19 protein-coding genes and 1 pseudogene are annotated in these 17,065 nt (G+C 70.2%); 10 read left to right on the forward strand and 10 right to left on the reverse strand.

The genetic code is table 11. The features are described 5' to 3' along the window. Nucleotides 1–65: 65 nt before the first annotated feature. The 6 genes and pseudogenes from ABT001_RS29030 to ABT001_RS29055 all read right to left on the reverse strand — a co-directional run. Nucleotides 66–1,022, reverse strand: coding sequence for an ABC-2 membrane transporter-related protein (locus tag ABT001_RS29030; RefSeq protein ID WP_351283470.1), 957 nt, complete (start codon nucleotides 1,020–1,022; stop codon nucleotides 66–68). Then, the gene (locus ABT001_RS29035) at nucleotides 1,019–1,912 is read right to left on the reverse strand and encodes an ABC transporter ATP-binding protein (protein WP_351283472.1); all 894 of its coding nucleotides are present in this window, start codon (nucleotides 1,910–1,912) and stop codon (nucleotides 1,019–1,021) included. The genes ABT001_RS29030 and ABT001_RS29035 overlap by 4 nt, the downstream gene beginning before the upstream one ends. Continuing rightward, on the reverse strand, nucleotides 1,909–2,319 hold the full coding sequence (locus tag ABT001_RS29040; protein WP_351283475.1) for a GntR family transcriptional regulator: 411 nt from the start codon (nucleotides 2,317–2,319) through the stop codon (nucleotides 1,909–1,911). The genes ABT001_RS29035 and ABT001_RS29040 overlap by 4 nt, the downstream gene beginning before the upstream one ends. A gap of 92 nt (nucleotides 2,320–2,411) precedes the next feature. Further along, nucleotides 2,412–3,335 carry a mycothiol synthase gene (gene mshD, locus ABT001_RS29045; RefSeq protein WP_351283477.1) on the reverse strand — a complete coding sequence of 308 codons (924 nt, stop codon included), beginning with the start codon at nucleotides 3,333–3,335 and terminating at the stop codon, nucleotides 2,412–2,414. 62 nt (nucleotides 3,336–3,397) lie between these two features. Beyond that, nucleotides 3,398–4,054: a PDDEXK nuclease domain-containing protein gene (locus ABT001_RS29050; RefSeq protein WP_351283512.1), complete on the reverse strand. Its 657-nt coding sequence runs from the start codon at nucleotides 4,052–4,054 to the stop codon at nucleotides 3,398–3,400. Then, nucleotides 4,034–4,467: pseudogene (locus ABT001_RS29055) on the reverse strand (DUF1016 N-terminal domain-containing protein); the annotation flags it as partial. The pseudogene ABT001_RS29055 and the gene ABT001_RS29050, both read right to left, overlap by 21 nt. Before the next feature lie 173 nt (nucleotides 4,468–4,640). Between ABT001_RS29055 and ABT001_RS29060 the strand changes: the two are divergent. Next, nucleotides 4,641–6,440 (forward strand): bifunctional metallophosphatase/5'-nucleotidase, encoded by a 1,800-nt coding sequence (locus ABT001_RS29060; protein WP_351283479.1) that lies wholly within the window; start codon nucleotides 4,641–4,643, stop codon nucleotides 6,438–6,440. A gap of 39 nt (nucleotides 6,441–6,479) precedes the next feature. Here ABT001_RS29060 and ABT001_RS29065 read toward each other — a convergent pair whose 3' ends face one another. Continuing rightward, nucleotides 6,480–7,103 carry a DUF7691 family protein gene (locus ABT001_RS29065; RefSeq protein ID WP_351283481.1) on the reverse strand — a complete coding sequence of 208 codons (624 nt, stop codon included), beginning with the start codon at nucleotides 7,101–7,103 and terminating at the stop codon, nucleotides 6,480–6,482. A 153-nt stretch (nucleotides 7,104–7,256) separates the two neighbouring features. On the opposite strand from ABT001_RS29065, the gene ABT001_RS29070 reads away from it, so the two are divergent. The 5 genes from ABT001_RS29070 to ABT001_RS29090 all read left to right on the forward strand — a co-directional run bounded on the left by ABT001_RS29070 (nucleotide 7,257) and on the right by ABT001_RS29090 (nucleotide 11,000). Next, entirely contained in the window at nucleotides 7,257–7,745 is a 489-nt protein-coding gene (locus tag ABT001_RS29070) for a hypothetical protein (RefSeq protein ID WP_351283484.1), read from the forward strand. After that, a complete protein-coding gene (locus tag ABT001_RS29075) occupies nucleotides 7,742–8,137 on the forward strand; it encodes a transcriptional regulator (protein ID WP_351283487.1) in 396 nt (131 codons plus the stop codon). Before ABT001_RS29070 ends, ABT001_RS29075 begins: the two co-directional genes overlap by 4 nt. Then, nucleotides 8,134–9,072, forward strand: a complete 939-nt coding sequence (locus tag ABT001_RS29080) for an ABC transporter ATP-binding protein (RefSeq protein ID WP_351283490.1) — start codon at nucleotides 8,134–8,136, stop codon at nucleotides 9,070–9,072. The genes ABT001_RS29075 and ABT001_RS29080 overlap by 4 nt, the downstream gene beginning before the upstream one ends. A gap of 50 nt (nucleotides 9,073–9,122) precedes the next feature. Next, nucleotides 9,123–9,992 (forward strand): ABC transporter permease, encoded by an 870-nt coding sequence (locus ABT001_RS29085; protein WP_351283515.1) that lies wholly within the window; start codon nucleotides 9,123–9,125, stop codon nucleotides 9,990–9,992. Between the two features lie 123 nt (nucleotides 9,993–10,115). Further along, on the forward strand, nucleotides 10,116–11,000 hold the full coding sequence (locus tag ABT001_RS29090) for a phosphatidylinositol-specific phospholipase C (RefSeq protein WP_351283517.1): 885 nt from the start codon (nucleotides 10,116–10,118) through the stop codon (nucleotides 10,998–11,000). 33 nt (nucleotides 11,001–11,033) lie between these two features. On the opposite strand, the gene ABT001_RS29095 is transcribed toward ABT001_RS29090, so the two are convergent. Then, complete coding sequence (locus ABT001_RS29095) at nucleotides 11,034–11,750, reverse strand: SDR family oxidoreductase (RefSeq protein WP_351283492.1); 717 nt, start codon at nucleotides 11,748–11,750, stop codon at nucleotides 11,034–11,036. Between the two features lie 133 nt (nucleotides 11,751–11,883). Here ABT001_RS29095 and ABT001_RS29100 point away from each other — a divergent pair, with 133 nt between their 5' ends. Further along, nucleotides 11,884–12,330, forward strand: a complete 447-nt coding sequence (locus ABT001_RS29100; protein ID WP_351283494.1) for a MerR family transcriptional regulator — start codon at nucleotides 11,884–11,886, stop codon at nucleotides 12,328–12,330. 59 nt (nucleotides 12,331–12,389) lie between these two features. On the opposite strand, the gene ABT001_RS29105 is transcribed toward ABT001_RS29100, so the two are convergent. Next, on the reverse strand, nucleotides 12,390–13,955 hold the full coding sequence (locus ABT001_RS29105; protein WP_351283497.1) for an alpha/beta hydrolase: 1,566 nt from the start codon (nucleotides 13,953–13,955) through the stop codon (nucleotides 12,390–12,392). A gap of 283 nt (nucleotides 13,956–14,238) precedes the next feature. On the opposite strand from ABT001_RS29105, the gene ABT001_RS29110 reads away from it, so the two are divergent. Further along, on the forward strand, nucleotides 14,239–15,021 hold the full coding sequence (locus tag ABT001_RS29110) for a helix-turn-helix domain-containing protein (RefSeq protein ID WP_351283500.1): 783 nt from the start codon (nucleotides 14,239–14,241) through the stop codon (nucleotides 15,019–15,021). A gap of 174 nt (nucleotides 15,022–15,195) precedes the next feature. Here the strand turns inward: ABT001_RS29110 and ABT001_RS29115 are convergent, their stop codons facing one another. Further along, a complete protein-coding gene (locus ABT001_RS29115) occupies nucleotides 15,196–15,669 on the reverse strand; it encodes an ATP-binding protein (RefSeq protein ID WP_351283502.1) in 474 nt (157 codons plus the stop codon). 203 nt (nucleotides 15,670–15,872) lie between these two features. Between ABT001_RS29115 and ABT001_RS29120 the strand changes: the two genes are divergently transcribed. Further along, complete coding sequence (locus ABT001_RS29120) at nucleotides 15,873–16,730, forward strand: helix-turn-helix domain-containing protein (protein WP_351283504.1); 858 nt, start codon at nucleotides 15,873–15,875, stop codon at nucleotides 16,728–16,730. Between the two features lie 5 nt (nucleotides 16,731–16,735). Then, complete coding sequence (locus tag ABT001_RS29125) at nucleotides 16,736–16,930, forward strand: DUF397 domain-containing protein (protein ID WP_351283506.1); 195 nt, start codon at nucleotides 16,736–16,738, stop codon at nucleotides 16,928–16,930. Nucleotides 16,931–17,065: the final 135 nt, after the last annotated feature.

The following is a 17,065-nucleotide window of genomic DNA, read 5'->3' on the forward strand; positions in this document are numbered from 1 at the left end:
GTCCCTGTTTCACCGTAGGCGGTGCCCCTGCCCGGGCTCCCCCCGGGGCCCGGACAGGGGTGGTCTCAGGCGGTGCGGCGGCGCAGGACGCGGAAGGCGAGCGTCAGGGCCAGGGCGGCGAGGGCGAGCAGGATGCCGGTCTCGACGAGCTGGACGGGCCAGAAATGGGAGGCGGGGTGGTAGTCGAGGTAGTGGGCGGTGATGTCGTGGTCGGCCATGCAGGACACCACGGTGTTGCACACGTCGTGCGGTAGTCGCACGCCGCTGCTGGTGAGGTCACCCGACTCCACCCACCACATGCCCTCTTCCGCGTTCAGGGTCGGGCCGGTGAGCGTGCGCGGTGGCCACAGCTCGCCGCGCCAGTAGCGGAAGACCATCATGGTCCCGCCGGTGACGAGCGCGGAGACGGACAGCGCGACGAGGGTGCGGCGGGCCAGCAGGCCGATGAGCGCGCCTACGGACATCGCGAAGAAGGTGTGGGCGAGGGGGACGGTTCCTGAAGCGCTGAAGATCGAGGCGTCGTGCCATTGGAGGGGGTAGGGCCTGTCCGTGCGGGGCCGCGCCCAAGCGATCACGGCGGTCAGGACGGCCACGCCGGCCAGCATCAGCGCGGCGGGCACCGCGAGCTTGGCGGCGAGCCAGCGGGCGGGCGGGACGGACTGCGTCCAGGCGACCTTGAAGGTGCCGCTCTCCAGTTCCCTGGCAATCATGGGTCCGGCGACGAAGGCGCTGAAGAACACGGGCAGGGCTGTCAGTGCCAGAGCGGCGTTCTCGAACACCCGGCGGAGGTCGAACATGGTGTCCGAGTACTCGCCGACGATTCTGTCGCAACTGCGGCCCGGAACCTCCTCGGCGGAGCAGGGGCCTGACTCGAAGGCGTCGGCGACGTGGCCCGACCACAGGGTGGTCACGATCAGGGTGATCACACCGGCCAGGAAGACTCCGCCCGCGATCCACAGCGTCCACCGGTGCTGGCGTACGACGACGCGGGCGGGCCCGCGCAGTGCGGTGAGGGTGCTCATATCGCGGCCACCTCCGCGCGGGCGAGCGCGCTCGGGGTGAGCAGCGGTGGGGCCTCCGGTGAGCGGAGGTGGGCCAGCAGCAGCTCCTCCAGGGAGGGTTCCGTGACGTCCCAGGCGGTGCGGTCCACCGGGCCTTCCCTCCGTACGAGCGCGGTGAGCTGACGGCCGGTCGTGCGCGACTCCACGACGGTGTGCGGGGCGAGGTCGCGGGTTCGGCCGGTGAGCACGGAGTGCGCGGCCACGATGTCCTCGCTCTCGCCGCAGAGCCGGACCCGGCCGCCGTCGACGAACAGGAGGTAGTCGCAGGCGCCTTCCAGCTCGGTGAGGATGTGCGACGACATGACGATGGTGGTGCCGTGGTCGGCGGCCTCGGCCATCAGCGTGCCCATGAGCTGATGGCGGGCGAGAGGGTCGAGGTCGGCCATCGGTTCGTCCAGCAGCATGAGTTCGGGCCGTTTGCCCAGGGCGAGCGCGAGGGCGAGGCGGGTGCGCTGGCCCCCCGACAGGGTGCGCACCTTGGCGTCCTGCGGGAGCGGTCCGGCGACCCGGTCGGCGGCCTCGCGGTCCCAGGTGCCGGGGTTGAGTTCGGCCCCCGCCCACAGGGTGTCGGCCACGGTGAGTTGTGGATACAGGGGTTTGTCCTGCGAGACGTACGCGATGCGGGGCCGGGCCTTGGCCGGGGTGGAGCCGAGCACACGCACCGACCCCTCGGCGGGCCGGAGCAGTCCGGCGGCGAGGGAGAGCAGGGTGGACTTCCCGGCGCCGTTCGGGCCGACGAGGGCACAGATCCGTCCGGCGGGCAGCCGGAACGAGCAGTCGCGCAGGGCCCGTCCGCGCTTTCGCCCGTAGGTCATGCCGAGGCCGTTCGCCTCGATCGCGGCGCCTGTCATCTGTCCGTGTCCCCCTTGAATGTGCTGTCCAGTACGTCGGTGAAGAGCGCGCTCACGTCGTCCCTGTCGAGTCCGGCGGCGCGGGCCCTGCGGGTCCACTCGGCGAGCTCGGCGCGCAGGGGCGCGTCGGTGGTGACGGCCGCGCTACCGAGGGTCCGGCGGACGAAGGTGCCGAGGCCGCGGCGGGCCTCGACGAGGCCTTCGCGTTCCAGTTCGCGGTAGGCCTTGAGGACGGTGTTGGGATTGATCGCCGTGGCCTCGACGACCTCGCGGGCCGTGGGCAGCCGGTCGCCCGGCTCCAGCACACCGAGGCGGAGTGCCTGCTTGGTCTGCTGCACGATCTGGAGGTAGGTGGCGACGCCGCTGCGCCGGTCGATGCGGTATTCGACCGCTGCGGACTCTGCCATGTTCACCACCCTTTCACTAATTGAGTAGTGAAAGGGTGGCGGAAGGAAGGGGCGGCGTCAAGTGACGCCGCCCCTGCGGGGGTTGTGCGCGTTCAGGACTCCGTGCGGTACATCAGGTCGACCTCGTGCGTGGCGAAGCCCATCCGCTCGTACACCGACAGGGCCGCGGGGTTGTCGGCGTCCACGTAGAGCATCGCCGTCGGCAGGCCCCGCGAGGCCAGATAGCGGAGGCCGGTCGCGGTGAGCGCCTTGCCGAGGCCGCCGCCCTGGGCGTCCGGCCGGATGCCGACGACGTAGACCTCGCCGAGCTCCTCCTCGGCGTGCACCTTCGTCCAGTGGAAGCCGATGATCCCGCCGTCGCGCTCGGCCAGGAAGAAGCCCTCCGGGTCGAACCAGGGCTCGGCCTTGCGGTCGTCCAGGTCCCGCTGGGTGAGGGAGCCCTGCTCGGGGTGGTGGGAGAACGCGGCGCTGTTGACGGCCAGCCAGGCCGCGTCGTCCTGGCCCGGTACGAAGGTGCGGACGGTGACGCCGGGCGGGAAGACCGGCTCGGCGATGTCCAGGTCGGTCAAGGGGCGGCGCAGCTGGCGCAGTTCGCGGAAGAGGGAGAGGCCGAGCACCTGCGCGAGGTGCCGGGCGGCCGACTTGCCGCCGTGCGCCCAGACCCGCAGCCGCTTCCCGGTGACGGCGAGCAGCGCGGCACCCAGGGCCCGGCCGTGCCCACGGCCCCGGTGCGAGGGGGCCACGACCAGCTCGGCGGCGGGAGCCTCGACGGGGTCGGTGTCCTCCAGCTGTGCGTATCCGACGAGTACGCCGTCGACGGTGAGCAGGAGATGCCGGACGCCCTCACGGTGCCCGCCCCTGAGCTGGAGCCGTCCCTGCTCCGAGACCGCCTGCCGGCCGTCGGTCTCCGCGGCCTCGTCGAGGAGGGCGGACACCGCCTGGGCCTGCTCGGCGGTGAGCACGTCGAGGGTCTCGATCTCGCGCCCGGGGGAGGGGAGGGGTACGTCAGTCGTCATGGGTACGAGCCTACGGCGCGGGGGCGGGGCGGCGGGAGCGCGACCGGAGGCCGGGGTTCCTGTCAGCCCTCGCGGTGCAGGACGTCACGAGCGATGCGCGCGAGGTCGTCCGAGGTGGGCATCAGCTCCCGGACGCGTGAGGGCAGGGCCGCGTACGTGCTGACCGCGAGGGGCTGGCTCTGCGACTGGAGGGCGAATTCGACGGTGGTCTCGTCCTGGCTTTCCGCGATGAGGATGCCGAGCGTCCGGTCGTCCCGCTCCGGGTCGCGGAGGAGACGGTCCACCGCGGTGACGTAGAAGCTGAGCTGTCCGAGGTGCGAGGGCTGGGCCTTGGTGGTCTTCAGCTCGACCACGACGAAGCGGTGGAGCCTGAAGTGGTAGAAGAGCAGGTCGATGCGGAACTCGGTGTCGCCCACGGTGATGGGGTACTGGCGGCCCACGAAGGCGAATCCGAAGCCGAGCTCGGTGAGGAACTGGATGATCTTGTTGGTGAGCGCGTCCTCGAGGTCGCGCTCGGCGGCGCTGTCCGAGAGCTGGGTGAAGTCGAGGCGGTACGGGTCCTTGAAGATCTGTGCCGCGGCCTCCGACTCCTCCGGGATGGTGACGCCGAAGTTGTCGGCGGCCGCGCCCTGGGCCAGGTGCAGCTCGCTGCGGATGTGGGTCGTGAGACGGTCGCGGGACCAGCCGTGGTGGACGGCGTGCTGGGCGTAGAAGTCCAGCTCGAAGCGGGTCTTGCACTGGCTCATGAGGGTGACGACGTGGCCCCAGGGCAATTGTCCAACAGCCTGTTGGACAATTGGATCGGGCCACGTCCGGGCCATCTGCTGCATGTAGTGGACGTTGGTCGGCTGAACCCCCGCTGGTCGGGGAACTCGGTCCGCAGCTCCGTGGCGATCCGGCCGACGACCTTCGTCCCCCACTTCTCCTCGCCCTGCCGCTCCAGGATCGTCCGCCCGATCTCCCAGTACATCCGGAGCATCTCGGTGTTCACCTTGAGCTGTGCGCGCACGTGCGCACCCCGCACGATCGACTTCAGATCGTCGATCATCTCGTGAAAACCCGGGGGCAGTTCGGCTCCGCGCTGAGCCGGTACCACTGTCTCGGTCGTCAGTTCGTTGTCCATGAGGTGCATACTTCCGGCACATATGCGCGCGGTGACGTTTCTGCTCGGATATGTACGCCCTACGGGTGATCGGCCCCTTCCTGAGAGGGCGGCAACCAGTTCGTAACCCCGGATATCTGTCGCGCTACGCGCGTTGACCCTAGGCTGCGGCACGCAGGATCCAGAGACCTCGAAGGGGACCGATGTCAGCCACTCCACAGAAGAACCGTGTGTCACGGCGGCTGCTCGCCGCCACGGCCGGGCTGGTCACCGTCGGCGCGCTCGTCGCCGCGATGCCGGCCGGAGCCGACGACCGGGGGCACGGTCCTCGGTCCCGCACCGTCGACGTGCAGCTGCTCTCCTTCAACGACCTGCACGGCAACCTGGAGCCCCCGGCCGGTTCCGCCGGCACGGTCAGTGAGACGCAGGCCGACGGCACGGTGAAGTCGGTGCCGGCCGGAGGCGTCGAGTACCTCGCCACCTCGCTGCGCACCGCACGGAAGGGCAACCCGTACTCCGTCACCGCGGCCGGCGGCGACATGGTGGGAGCGAGCCCGCTGCTCTCGGGGCTTTTCCACGACGAGCCCACGATCGAGGCGCTCAACGGGCTCGACCTCGACGTGACGGCCGTGGGCAACCACGAGTTCGACGAGGGCGCCACCGAGCTCGCCCGTCTGCAGAACGGCGGCTGCCACCCGGTCGAGGGCTGTTACGAGAAGGGCAAGGAGTTCGAGGGGGCCGACTTCCCCTACCTGGCCGCCAACGTCACGGACGAGAAGACCGGCAAGCCGGTCCTCAAGCCGTACACGGTCTGGAAGAAGAACGGCGTCAGGATCGGCTTCATCGGGGTCACCCTGGAGGGCACGCCGAACATCGTCACGGCCAACGGCGTCAAGGGCCTGGAGTTCCACGACGAGATCGAGACGGTCAACAAGTACGCCAAGGAACTGGACCGCCAGGGCGTCAAGTCCATCGTCGCGCTGATCCACGAGGGCGGGGCCCCGGCCTCCTCCTCGTACAACTACGACTGCGACAGCCCGGGCGCCGGTGACGGCATCTCCGGGCCGATCACCGACATCGCCAAGGGCATCACGCCGAAGGTCGACGCCCTGGTCACGGGCCACACCCACCAGGCGTACGTCTGCACGGTCCCGGACCCGTCGGGCAGCCCGCGCATGGTCACCTCGGCGTCGTCGTTCGGCAAGGTCTACACGGACACGACCCTCACCTACGACCGCCGCACCAAGGACATCGTGCGTACGTCGGTGGAGTCGGCCAACCACGTCGTCAGCCGGGACCAGGCCAAGGCCACCGACATGACCGCGCTGATCACCCGCTGGAACACGCTGGCCGCCCCGATCGCGGGCCGGCCGCAGGGCTACATCTCCGCCGATATCGACGGCCGCGGCTCCACGGCCCCCGAGAAGCCGCTCGGCAACCTGATCGCGGACGCCCAGCTGGAGGGTCTTGCCCCCGCTGACAAGGGTGGTGCGGTCGTCGCGTTCATGAACCCGGGCGGTATCCGTTCCGACCTGGTGTACTCGGCGTCCGGCGGTGAGGGCGACGGGGTGGTGACGTACGGCGAGGCGTTCACCGTCCAGCCGTTCACCAACATGATGAACGTCGTCGACCTCACCGGCGCGCAGCTCGTGACCGCGCTCCAGCAGCAGGTCAGCGGCTCCAACGAGGCGTCCCCGAAGATCCTCCAGGTGTCGAAGGGCCTCACCTACACGCTGGACATGACGAAGTCGGGCGCCGGCCGGGTGGTCGCGGACACGGTCCGTCTGAACGGTGAGGCGATCGACCCGGCGAAGACGTACCGCGTCGCGATGAACGAGTTCCTCGCGGGCGGCGGCGACGGCTTCGCGGCCCTCGGGCAGGGCACGAACAAGCTGGTCGGCGCTTCCGACCTGGACCTGTTCAACGCCTACCTGGCGGCGCACTCCACGGCCTCCGCACCGCTGGCCCCGCCGGCCACGGACCGGATCACGCTCGTACGGTGACCGGAAGGGGCGCAACGGACTCGTTGCGCCCTTCCTGGTTCAGGAGCGGAAGCCGATGACGCCGTGGCCCGGCCGGGCCACGGCGTAGCGCATCCAGTCCAGACACTGCTCGACGGCCTCCTTGACGTGGGGCTCCGGCTGCGGGGTCTGCCCCGACTCCTCGGCGGCGCGCCGGGCGTCCCCGAACTGCCGGAGCGCCTGCGCTATGCGATCAGGTGTCCATTCGTCGCAGCCCGGTGTGTAGCCGGTGTACGGAAGCGGGGCGGGCAGCGGGCCGTCACTGAAGGCGTCCACGGACACGGCGGTGATCCCCACGGCCGCCAGGCCCTGGTCGACGACGGACAGCCAGTCGCCCCTGTGCGGCGTGAAGCAGTCGTTGGGCAGGAACCTGCCGGTGAGCGAGCACAGCCGCTTGTAGGCGTAGCCGTACTGGAAGGCGTGGTTCTGGTCGTCGTCGAAGGGTCCTCCGTGGATGACCGCACGCAGCGCCTCGTCCGAAGTGGGGGCACCCGTCTCGATCGAGCTGCGGTGGTAGTCGTCGTCACGGGCCATGTCGTCCCCGAACTCGGCGCGCATCACCTCCAGCAACTGGTCGTCGCCGGATCCGATCAGGGCGCGCGTACGTGCCACGTCAAGCAGGTAGACGCTCAGTGAGGAACTCATCGCACGAACCTACGGGTCGCCTCTGACACTCCGGCTCGCAGCGTTTTCACTTGCCCATCAGGAAAGTCAAAGGTAGCTTTCCGGGTAGGAAAGTGAAGCGCGCGGCTGACCGCCGCGCGGGGTGGTCCTGACTCGTGAGGGGAGGCGACGACTGTGAGCACACCGGTCGATGCCGAACAGGCATGGAACGACCTGCAGCGCATCCGGGTGCCGCAGGAGCGGGTGTACGACGAGATCGAGCGCAGCGCGTCCGGCGGCCCCGGCGCGGCCTACGCGACGGCCGCGGTCATGTGGGTCTTCCTGGCGGGCCAGGGTCTGGACCTGTCCATGTGGGGCGTCGTGTCGTCCCTCGTCGTGTACGTGGCGCTGCTGGTCGCGGTGGCCGTGATCTGGGGCCGCAGGAGCCGCATGCGCCTGCACCACTCCCGCTGCAACCGGCGCATGTCGGCCACGTTCGTCATGGGGGCGGTGATGACCGGCGGGACGACGCTGCTGGCCGGTCGCCTGGTCGACTCGCTGGAACCGATGACCGCCGCTCTGATCCAGGCCACGGTCTCGACGGCCGTGTTCCTGCTGTTCGCCGGGCCCGCGCGCCGCTGGATGGCCGACTCTGCGCGCCTCGGCGGACGGGCGGGCCGATGAGTATCCCCACCGGCTTCGACGAGTTGATCCATCCCGCCACCCGGCTGTCGGTGGTCGCGTTGCTCGCCGCCACCGAGTGGGCGGACTTCGCGTTCGTCCGCGACAGCCTCTCGCTCAGCGACTCCGCGCTCTCCAAACAGCTCCACACCCTGGAGGAGGCCGGGTACCTGGAGATCCACAAGGAGGGCGGGGGCCGTAAGCGGCGTACGAAGGTACGGCTGACGGACCGAGGCCGCACCGCCTTCGACGGGCACGTGGCGGCGCTCCGGGCGATCGTCGACGGCGCCGGGTCCGTGGGGGTGCGGGCGGGCCGGGCGGCGGACGGCAGTCCCGAGGCGTCCGCGACCCGGGCGGAATCACGGCAGGAGCAGCACGCGGAGGCAGGACGATGACGACGGTCAAGAGCACACCCGTACGCCCGGCACCGCCCACCACGACCCCACCCGTCATCCGGGCACGCGAGGTGCGCATGTCGTACGGCGACGTCGACGTGCTGCACGGCATCGATCTGGACATCCACCGCGGCGAGGTCTTCGCGCTGCTCGGGCCCAACGGTGCGGGCAAGACCACCACTGTCGAGATCCTGGAGGGCTTCCGGCAGCGCTCCGCCGGGGAGGTCAGCGTCCTCGGAGCGGATCCGGAGAAGGGCGACGACGCCTGGCGGGCCCGGATCGGACTGGTCCTGCAGTCCTGGCGGGACCACCGCCGCTGGCGCGTCGCCGAACTGCTGACGCACTTCGCGACGTACTACCCCGACCCGCGCGACCCGGCCGGGCTGCTGGACCTGGTCGGCCTCACCGGCCAGGCCGGCCGGCAGGTGGACCGGCTGTCCGGTGGTCAGCGCCGACGGCTGGACGTCGCGCTCGGCATCGTCGGCCGCCCCGAACTCCTCTTCCTGGACGAGCCGACGACCGGGTTCGACCCGGAGGCCAGGCACGAGTTCCATCTCCTGGTCGAACGGCTGGCCCGTGACGAGGGCGTCACCGTCCTGCTCACCACGCACGACCTGGTGGAGGCCGAGCGGCTCGCCGACCGGATCGCCATGCTGGTCGGCGGCCGGATCCGGGCCTGTGGCACCCCGTCGGACCTGGCCCGGCGGGCCGCCGCGCAGGCCGAGGTCCGCTGGACGGCCGACGACGGGACGGCCCACCGGGAACGCACCGAGGACCCGTCACGGCTGGTCTGGGAACTCCACCAGGAGGCGGACGGCCCGATCGCCGGACTGGAGGTCCGCCGCCCGACGCTGGAGGACACGTATCTGCACATGGTGCATCGGGAGGACGGCGGCGCGGACGGGGCCGCGGAAGGGGAGGGGCAGGCCGTATGAAGGGAACAGACGTGACCGAGAAGACGGACGGGGCCGGAGTGACGGAAGGGATGAAGGGGTCTCGCCCCACCCGCACCTACTGGCGTCCCGGCTTCCTCCGGGGCGGCATCGAGCTGCGGCACCTCCTGCGCAATCCCAAGGAGCTGTCGGGCCATCTGAGCAACGTCGTCGTCGCGTTGCTGGTCGCCGTCTACATGAGCGACGACGTGCCCGGCACGCAGACACCGATGTCCCACCTCGTGATCGCGGGCTTCGCCGCCTATCTGCTGTTCCAGGTCGGGCTGATCAGCCTTCCGCAGATGCTCGTGACCGAGCGGGAGGAGGGCGCCCTGCTGCGGCTGCGTGCCACACCCGGCGGGATACCGGCCTATCTCATCGCCAAGTGCCTGCTGGTGGTCGTCATGGCGGTCGGCTCCCTGGTCCTGCTCCTGGCGGCAACGGCGCTGATCGCGGACGGGCCGCTGCCGCCCGGACCCGGTGACTGGCTGACGCTGGCGTGGGTCACCACCCTCGGGCTGCTGGCCGTCGTACCGCTGGGCGCGGCCATCGGCGCCGTACTGCCCAACCCGCGTGAGGCGCTGGCGTTGATCATGCTGCCCACGATGGGGCTGCTCATCACCTCAGGAGCGGTGTTCCCCATCACCGTGCTGCCCGTCCCGGTCCAGCAGGTGGCCTCCGTCTTCCCGCTGAAGTGGATGGCGCAGGGGCTGCGTTCGGCGCTGCTGCCGGATTCCGCCCGGGCCGCCGAACCGGCGGGCTCCTGGGAGCTGCCCATGGTCGCCCTGGTGCTGACCGCCTGGGCGGTCCTCGGCTTCCTCCTCGCGGTCCCCCTCCTGCGACGGGCCGCCCGCCGCGAGTCCGGGTCGCGGATGACCGCACGCCTGCGCAAGGCGGAACAGGGCGGGGCGAAGACCGCGTAGTCCGGGTCCCACGGGAGAAGGGCCCCGTGGGGTGCGCCATTCCCTGGTTGTTCTGTACGCGCCATAATGCGGTTCATAGTGACCCTGGGCGCGACCGAGCGAAGCGACAACGGCAGCCGCGGTATGGACCGTCGGCGATTTCTGACAGGAGCGGCGGGCCTCACCGCGGGCGCACTGCTGAGTGCCGTACCGGGGACGGCGAGTGCCGCGCCGCGTTCGCTGCGCGGCACCCAGGACTGGATGGGCGCGCTCCAGGACGGCACTCCGCTGCGCGGCCTCACGATCCCGGGAACGCACAACTCGGGTGCGCGTCACGGAGGCCTCTGGACGGCATGTCAGAACACCACGATCGCCGAGCAGCTCGACAGCGGCATCCGCTTTCTCGACATACGCTGCCGGATCAGCGGCGACGCCTACGCGATCCATCACGGGGCCTCCTACCAGAACCTCAACTTCGACGACGTCCTGGGCGCCTGCCGGGACTTCCTCGCCCGGCGGCCGTCGGAGACGGTGCTGATGCGGGTCAAGCAGGAGTACTCGGAGGAGAGCGACGCCGCGTTCCGGCGTATCTTCGACCTCTACCTCGACGGCAAGGGCTGGCGCTCACTCCTCCACCTCGACCCCACGCTCCCGGACCTCGGCGGCGCGCGCGGCAAGGTCGTGCTGCTCGCCGACAACGGCGGGCTCCCGGGCGTCCGGTACGCCGATTCCGCGCTCTTCGACATCCAGGACGACTACATGGCGGAGCCGTTCGCCAAGTACCCCCAGATCGAGGCGCAGTTCCGCAAGGCGGCGCAGCAGCCGGGCAAGCTGTTCATGAACTACGTGAGCACCGCCGCCCTGCTGCCCCCGCGCTGGAACTCCGACCGCCTCAACCCGCAGGTGCACGCGTTCCTCGACGGGGCCGAGGCATCGGGCTGGACCGGCCTCGGGATCGTCCCGCTGGACTATCCGGCGACCCGGTCGGGCCTGGTGGAGTCGCTGATCCGCCACAACCCGACCGGCTGAGGCGCAGGCGCGGAAGCGGCCGCCTCGGTGTGGTCAGCTCGCGGACGGCGGGCCGTAGAGCTGCGCGGGGTCGCCCGAGAGGGCGGCCTTGACGAAGCGACTGGGGTCGTCGACGAGCACCTCGATGGCCCCTGCCCGCAGGCCGTCGAGGCTGGCTCGTGCGACGTCCGCCGGGTCGATCTTGGGTGCGTCACGTCCCGCCATCATGTCGGTGTCCGCAGCACCCAGATGTACGCCCTGGACGAGGGTCTTCTGCCCCGCGAGCTCGACGCGCACCCCGTTGGTCATGTTCCACTCCGCGGCCTTGGCCACGGAGTACGATCCCGACCCTCCGGGGGTGGCCACCCACGACAGCACGGAGAGGACGTTCACGATCGCCCCTCCGTTGTTGGAGGCCAGGACCGGCGCGAAGGCTCGGATGACTCCCAGGGTGCCGAAGAGGTGTGTTTCCAGATCCCGCCGGATCATGGCCAGGTCGGCGGTCAGGAGATCGGCGCCGGTCGAGATACCGGCGTTGTTGACCAGCAGGGTGACGTCCTGCGCCACCGCGGCCGCCGCCGAGACCGACTTCTCGTCCAGCAGGTCCAGGTGCAGGGGCGTGACCCGCGCGTCGGTGAAGCCGATCGACTCCGGGCGGCGGGCCGTCGCGTAGACCTTCTCGGCTCCCTGGTCCAGCAACTGCTCGACGAAGCGCCGGCCGATGCCTCGGTTGGCTCCGGTCACAAGTGCGATGGCGCCGGTGATATCCATGATCATTCCTTTCGGTGGGCGGGCGTACGGTTCGCTCCCGCCCTGGGGCGCCTACGCTAAAACCTGACGTCAACGTGAAGGGCAAGTCGTGACTGGCAGCGGAAGGGGCGACGGAAGGGGCGAAGGAGTCGCGATGCGTATCGGTGAACTGGCCGCAAGGGCAGGAGTCAGCACGCGTGCCCTGCGCTACTACGAGGAGCAGGGCCTCCTGAGTCCCCACCGCACCTCCAGCGGCCAGCGCGTCTACCCGGAGGCGGCCGTGGACCGGGTGAAGATCATCCAGCAGCTCTACACCGCCGGCCTCGGCAGCCGCCTGCTCGCCACTCTCCTGCCCGCCATCGACGCCCGCTCCGTGGGTCCCGAACTGCTGGACCACCTGCTGGCCGAACGAGCCCGCATCGGAGCGAAGGCCGCCGAGTTGCAGGCTGCGGGGCGCAGGCTCGATGTGCTGATCGAGCTCGCCACACATCCTGATACCGAATCCTGCCCGGCCTCGCTCGACCGACCGGATGCCCGACGGCCGCACCCCGACGGCCACAGCGATGCGCGCACGTCCGATTCCACGAGCGGATCGCGCTGACCGCCACCGGCACTCCCGCGCTCAGGCCGCTCGACGCTCGGCGGCCGACGGTCCGGGGATCAGTCCGCGCGGCAGTGCGTGTCCTCGGCGGGCATCACACCCTCGACGAGGTAGCGCGTGGTGGTGTTCAGCGCGCAGGCGTTGGGCCCGAGGACGTAGGCGCCGTGGCCGCTGTCGTCGACGGTGAGCAGCCGGGACCGGTCCTCGAACTTCTCGCGCAGCAGCTTGCCGCCGGCGAGGGGGGTCGGTACGTCGCGGACGTTCTGCACGAGCAGCACGTTCTGCGGGCCGTCGTCGTCGACCGCTACCGGCTTCTCCGCCGGGGCGTGCGGCCAGAAGGCGCAGGGCGTGATGTTGGCGGCGGCAGCGCCGTACATCGGGTAGCGCTCGCGGTCCTCGGCGACGCCCTTCCGGTAGGTGTCGACGTCCTCGGGCCATTCGATGTCGTTGCAGGTCACGGAGAGGAACACGGTCAGGGAGTTGTCGGCCGGCGACAGTGCGGCGCCCCGGGTGGAGTTGACTGCAGGTGACGGCCCCCCGCCCGCGGTGGCGTTCTCCGGCAGCGGGTGGGCCGCCGCCGTCGCGTCACCACTGCTGAGCGCCTGCCACAGCTGAGCCAGCTGGGGGTACTGCGACTTCTTGAACAGGAAGCCGAAAGCGGCGATACGGAAATGCTGGCCGGTCCACCCGTCCGCCGTCGGCTCCCTGTCGAGTCGCTCGGCGATGGCGAAATAGGTCTTGCGGACCTGCCCGGGGGTGCGCCCCAGGCCGTAGCTGTCGTGGCGTGCGGCCGCCCACTTCGCGAACGCGGGGAAGGTCTCCTCCATCCCGAGGGCGTAGCGGCGCAGGCCGTCACGGTCGAGGTGGGTGTCGCCGATGTTGCTGTCGAGCACGATCCGGTCGGAGCGCTCGGGGAACATTGACGCGTAGGCGGCGCCCAGTGCCGTGCCGTAGGAGTACCCCAGGAAGCTGGTCTTCTCCTCACTGAGCGCGGCCCGGACACGGTCCAGGTCACGGGCGGTGTTCGCCGTGGTCATGTGGCGCAACCGTCCGCCGGTGTCGTGGCGCGCGCACTGCTCGGCGACCTCCTTGACGACCTTCGCCCGCGCGGTGACGGCCGCGTCGTCGACCGCGTAGGCCGGGAGGTTGGCGAAGTAGGGGCTGTCCTCCGTGAACCCGCAGCTGACCGGTGACGAGTGACCGATGCCACGGGTGTCCATGCCGATCAGGTCGTAGCTGTCGGTGACGCTGCTCGGCAGGCCCTGGGCCACCAGCAGCGAGGACAGCGCCAGTCCTGACCCGCCGGGGCCGCCCGGATTGAGCATGAGTGTGCCGCGCCGCTTGTCAGGGGCGGTGCTGGCCAGCCGGGAGATCTTGAGATCGATCTGGGTGCCCCCGGGGTCGGCGTAGTCCAGCGGAACGGGAACGGTGGCGCACTCCAGCACGGACGGAGCGGCTGCGGCCACCACGTCCTCGGGGCACCCGCCCCACTGAACCTTCGGCGTCTGCGCGGTCCGCGGTACCTGCCGCTCGTCCGCGCCGGCGGGAGCCGGGGCCAGTGAACCGCTCAGGCCGAGGGAGAGGACCAGCGCCAGGCCCCGGCCGATCGTGCGTCGTCGTTCCATGTTCCAGCCTCCGTATACGTCCACCGGTCTCGCGGGCGCCTCCCATCCCACTCCGTGCCCTTGGGGCATGGTCAAGCCCGGGCCCGGCCGACGGTTGACCAAGTCCCCCGCGTGTGCGTTTAGATGGGCCGGTGGACGCGGTACCCCCGCAGGTGGCCGGACCCCGACGGCGCCGGGATCGCAAGGGTTCGGCGCATCTCCTCCGCCCGCTGTCCCGGGAGACGCGCGTTCCCACGGCTGCGGCGACCGGTCGCCGTCGAGCACCCTAGGAAGGGGCCTCCTGGTGGCGTGGAGCACGAGTCAGCTGGCGGAACTCGCCGGAACCACTCTGAAGACCGTCAGGCACTATCACGAGGTCGGCCTGCTGGACGAGCCCGAGCGGGCGCCCAACGGCTACAAGCAGTACCGCATCAGCCACCTGGTCCGCCTCCTGCGCATCCGCAGGCTGGTCGATCTCGGTGTGCCGCTGTCGGCCGTCCCGTCGGTCGAGGGCCCCGCAGATGAGGCCGAGCAGACCCTGCGTGCCCTGGACGCCGAACTCGCCGCGAACATCGCACGCCAGGAACGGATGCGACGGGAACTGGCCGCGATCCTGGAGAACCGGGCATGGGCCGAACTTCCCCAGGGCTTCGAGGCGCTCGCCGACAACCTGCCGGACGACCGGCGCGCCTCCGTGCTGGAGCACGCCGGCACGGAGGGCCAGCGTTCCTTCGTCCTGGCGTGCTCCAGCATTCTGACCCCTTCGGCGATGTCCGACCTCCAGGACCAGTTCCAGGCCAGGCTCTCCGCGTCCCACCGCGAGATCGCCACGGATTTCGACACCCTGCCGGAGGACGCGCCCGAGGACGTACGACAGCGACTCGCGGAACGCCTTGCGCCCGAGGTCCGCAGGCAGCAGGAGGAATACCCGTCCCTGCAGGACCTGGACGCCTCCTCCCGCCGGGAGCCGGCGGTCACCCGGTCGGTCGTCGTACAGGCACTGGTCGAGTTCTACAGCCGTGCCCAGCTCGACGTCCTGCGACGCCTGCATCTCCTCCTGGCGGAGGGCGATGGCGTCGAGGCGTGACGGCCCGGCGCGGAAGGACCGCCTGGGCCCTGGACCACCGGGTCTGCGCGGCGTGCGGCGAGGGCGCTCCGATCAGGTGGCCCGCTTCACGGCGTAGGTGCCGGTGGAACACGGCAGGTGGCAGAGGCCGTTCGCGTGGCGTCGGCCCTGTCCCCGGCAGTGACGTGCTGAACGTTACGCGGACATCCCCGCGTCCCAGGCGAGCGTGAACCACACCGCCTTGTGGCTGGGGGTGCAGCACCCGCAGACGTCCGAACCCCACGCGAGAGCCAGCTCGTCCAGGAGGAAAAGTCCCCACCCGCACTCTTGCACGCCGCCGTTGTCGGAAGCGTCGTTGGTGCCGCTCGTCGCCGGTACGGTTTGGAGCTTGTCGTCGGCGACGGAGACGGTCACCTGGTCACGGCTGACCGTCACATGCACACGGATCAGCGCGGATCGGGTGTGGCGGTGAGCGTTGGCCACTACCTCGCTGACGCAGAGGCAGGCGTCGTCGACGACGGCGTCGTGCGGTGTGCCGGTGAGCAGGGAGGTGACGAAGCGCCGCGCGATCCCCGCTGAGCGCGCGGTGTTGGGCAGAGAGAGCCGGTAGCTCTCACCGTCCTGGCGGTGCGGTGACACGGAAGGGGCTGTGGTGTTGGCGCTGGTCATGTAGTTCTCCCCACGGGGTGCGATCCGAACGGGCGCGCGGCTCGTTAGTCGTGGTGATGGCCGTACGCCGAGTGGTGTGCAGTGCAAGGGTTCTCACGAAAGTACCCATAGCTCTTAACTAGTGATACGTCTCGATGTCGTGAGTAACGAGCGCCCGCTGATTCGGGTACGGCCACAGTGGGATTCGACAGGAGGAGATCCTGATGCCGCCAAGGAAGCTGCTCACGGTGCGGCAGCGCCGACTGGGCTCCGAGCTGCGCAGGCTCAGGGAGCATGCGGGCCTGACTCTCGCCCAGGCCGCGGCGCGACTGGGAGCGGACCGCACCACCATCAGCAACACCGAGTCCGGTCGCTTCGGCGTGAGTTCACAGCGGGTCCGCGCGTGGGCCGAGCACTACAAGTGCCCTGACGCGGCGTATGTCGATGCGCTCGCCGCCATGGCCGGAGAGCGTGTGAGCGGATGGTGGGAGCACTACCGCGGTGAGCTGGTCAACGATGCCCTCGACCTTGCCGAGCTGGAATATCACGCTGCGGGCATCCGGTCGGTGCAAGTCATGTATATGCCGGGGCTGTTGCAAACCGAGGATTACGCGCGCAGCGTCTTCGCCGAGACCGTCCCGCAGCCAAGCCCGGCGCGGCAAAGACGGTTACTGTCACACCGGCTGCAACGCCGTGATCTTCTCGACCGGTGTGATTCGCCCGCCTGTACCTTCCTGATTCACGAGGCCGCGTTGCGGATGACGTTTGGAGGTCCGACAGTCGCGCGTAGTCAACTCTGCCACCTCGTGCGGGAGTCCGATCGCGATAACGTCACCATCAGGGTGATTCCCTTCGCTGCGGGTGGGTTCCCCTTCGCGAGCAGTTCGGCACACTACGTGTACGGGGCCGTTCCTCAGCTCGACACCGTTCAGGTGGACACCGCGACCGGGTCGGCATTCCTCGATGCGGAGACGAGCCTGGTGAACTGGAAGGCCGCGCTGGACCGGACCGAGGAGAGGTCGCTCGAACCGGAGCGCTCGCGGGACTTCATCCGCAGGATCGCACAGAGTATGGAGGCTTGAGAATCATGGAGATCCAGTGGCGCAAGTCCTCGAAGTCCTCGAATGCCGAGGGCTCCGACTGTCTTGAGCTCGCTGAGTGCGAAGGGGAGATACTTCTCCGCGAGAGCGATCACCCGGACGTGGTCGTGCGGACCACCCGGGCGAAGCTCCGGGCCTTCCTCGGTGGGGCCAAGGAAGGCGAGTTCGACGACCTGGCCTGAACCGCGCGGCGTCCCGAGCTCGTGCGCGAGGTGCCGGGGCCCCGGGGGGGGGGCCGGGGGGGGGGGCGCCCCAGATGGCAAGAGGGGGGGTGTGGGGGCCGGCGAGCGGGGCGCCCCGGGACGCGGCGGGGCGCC

The sequence above is a fragment of the Streptomyces sp. NPDC002793 genome, assembly GCF_040295485.1.
In the GTDB taxonomy this organism is placed as follows: Bacteria; Actinomycetota; Actinomycetes; order Streptomycetales; family Streptomycetaceae; genus Streptomyces.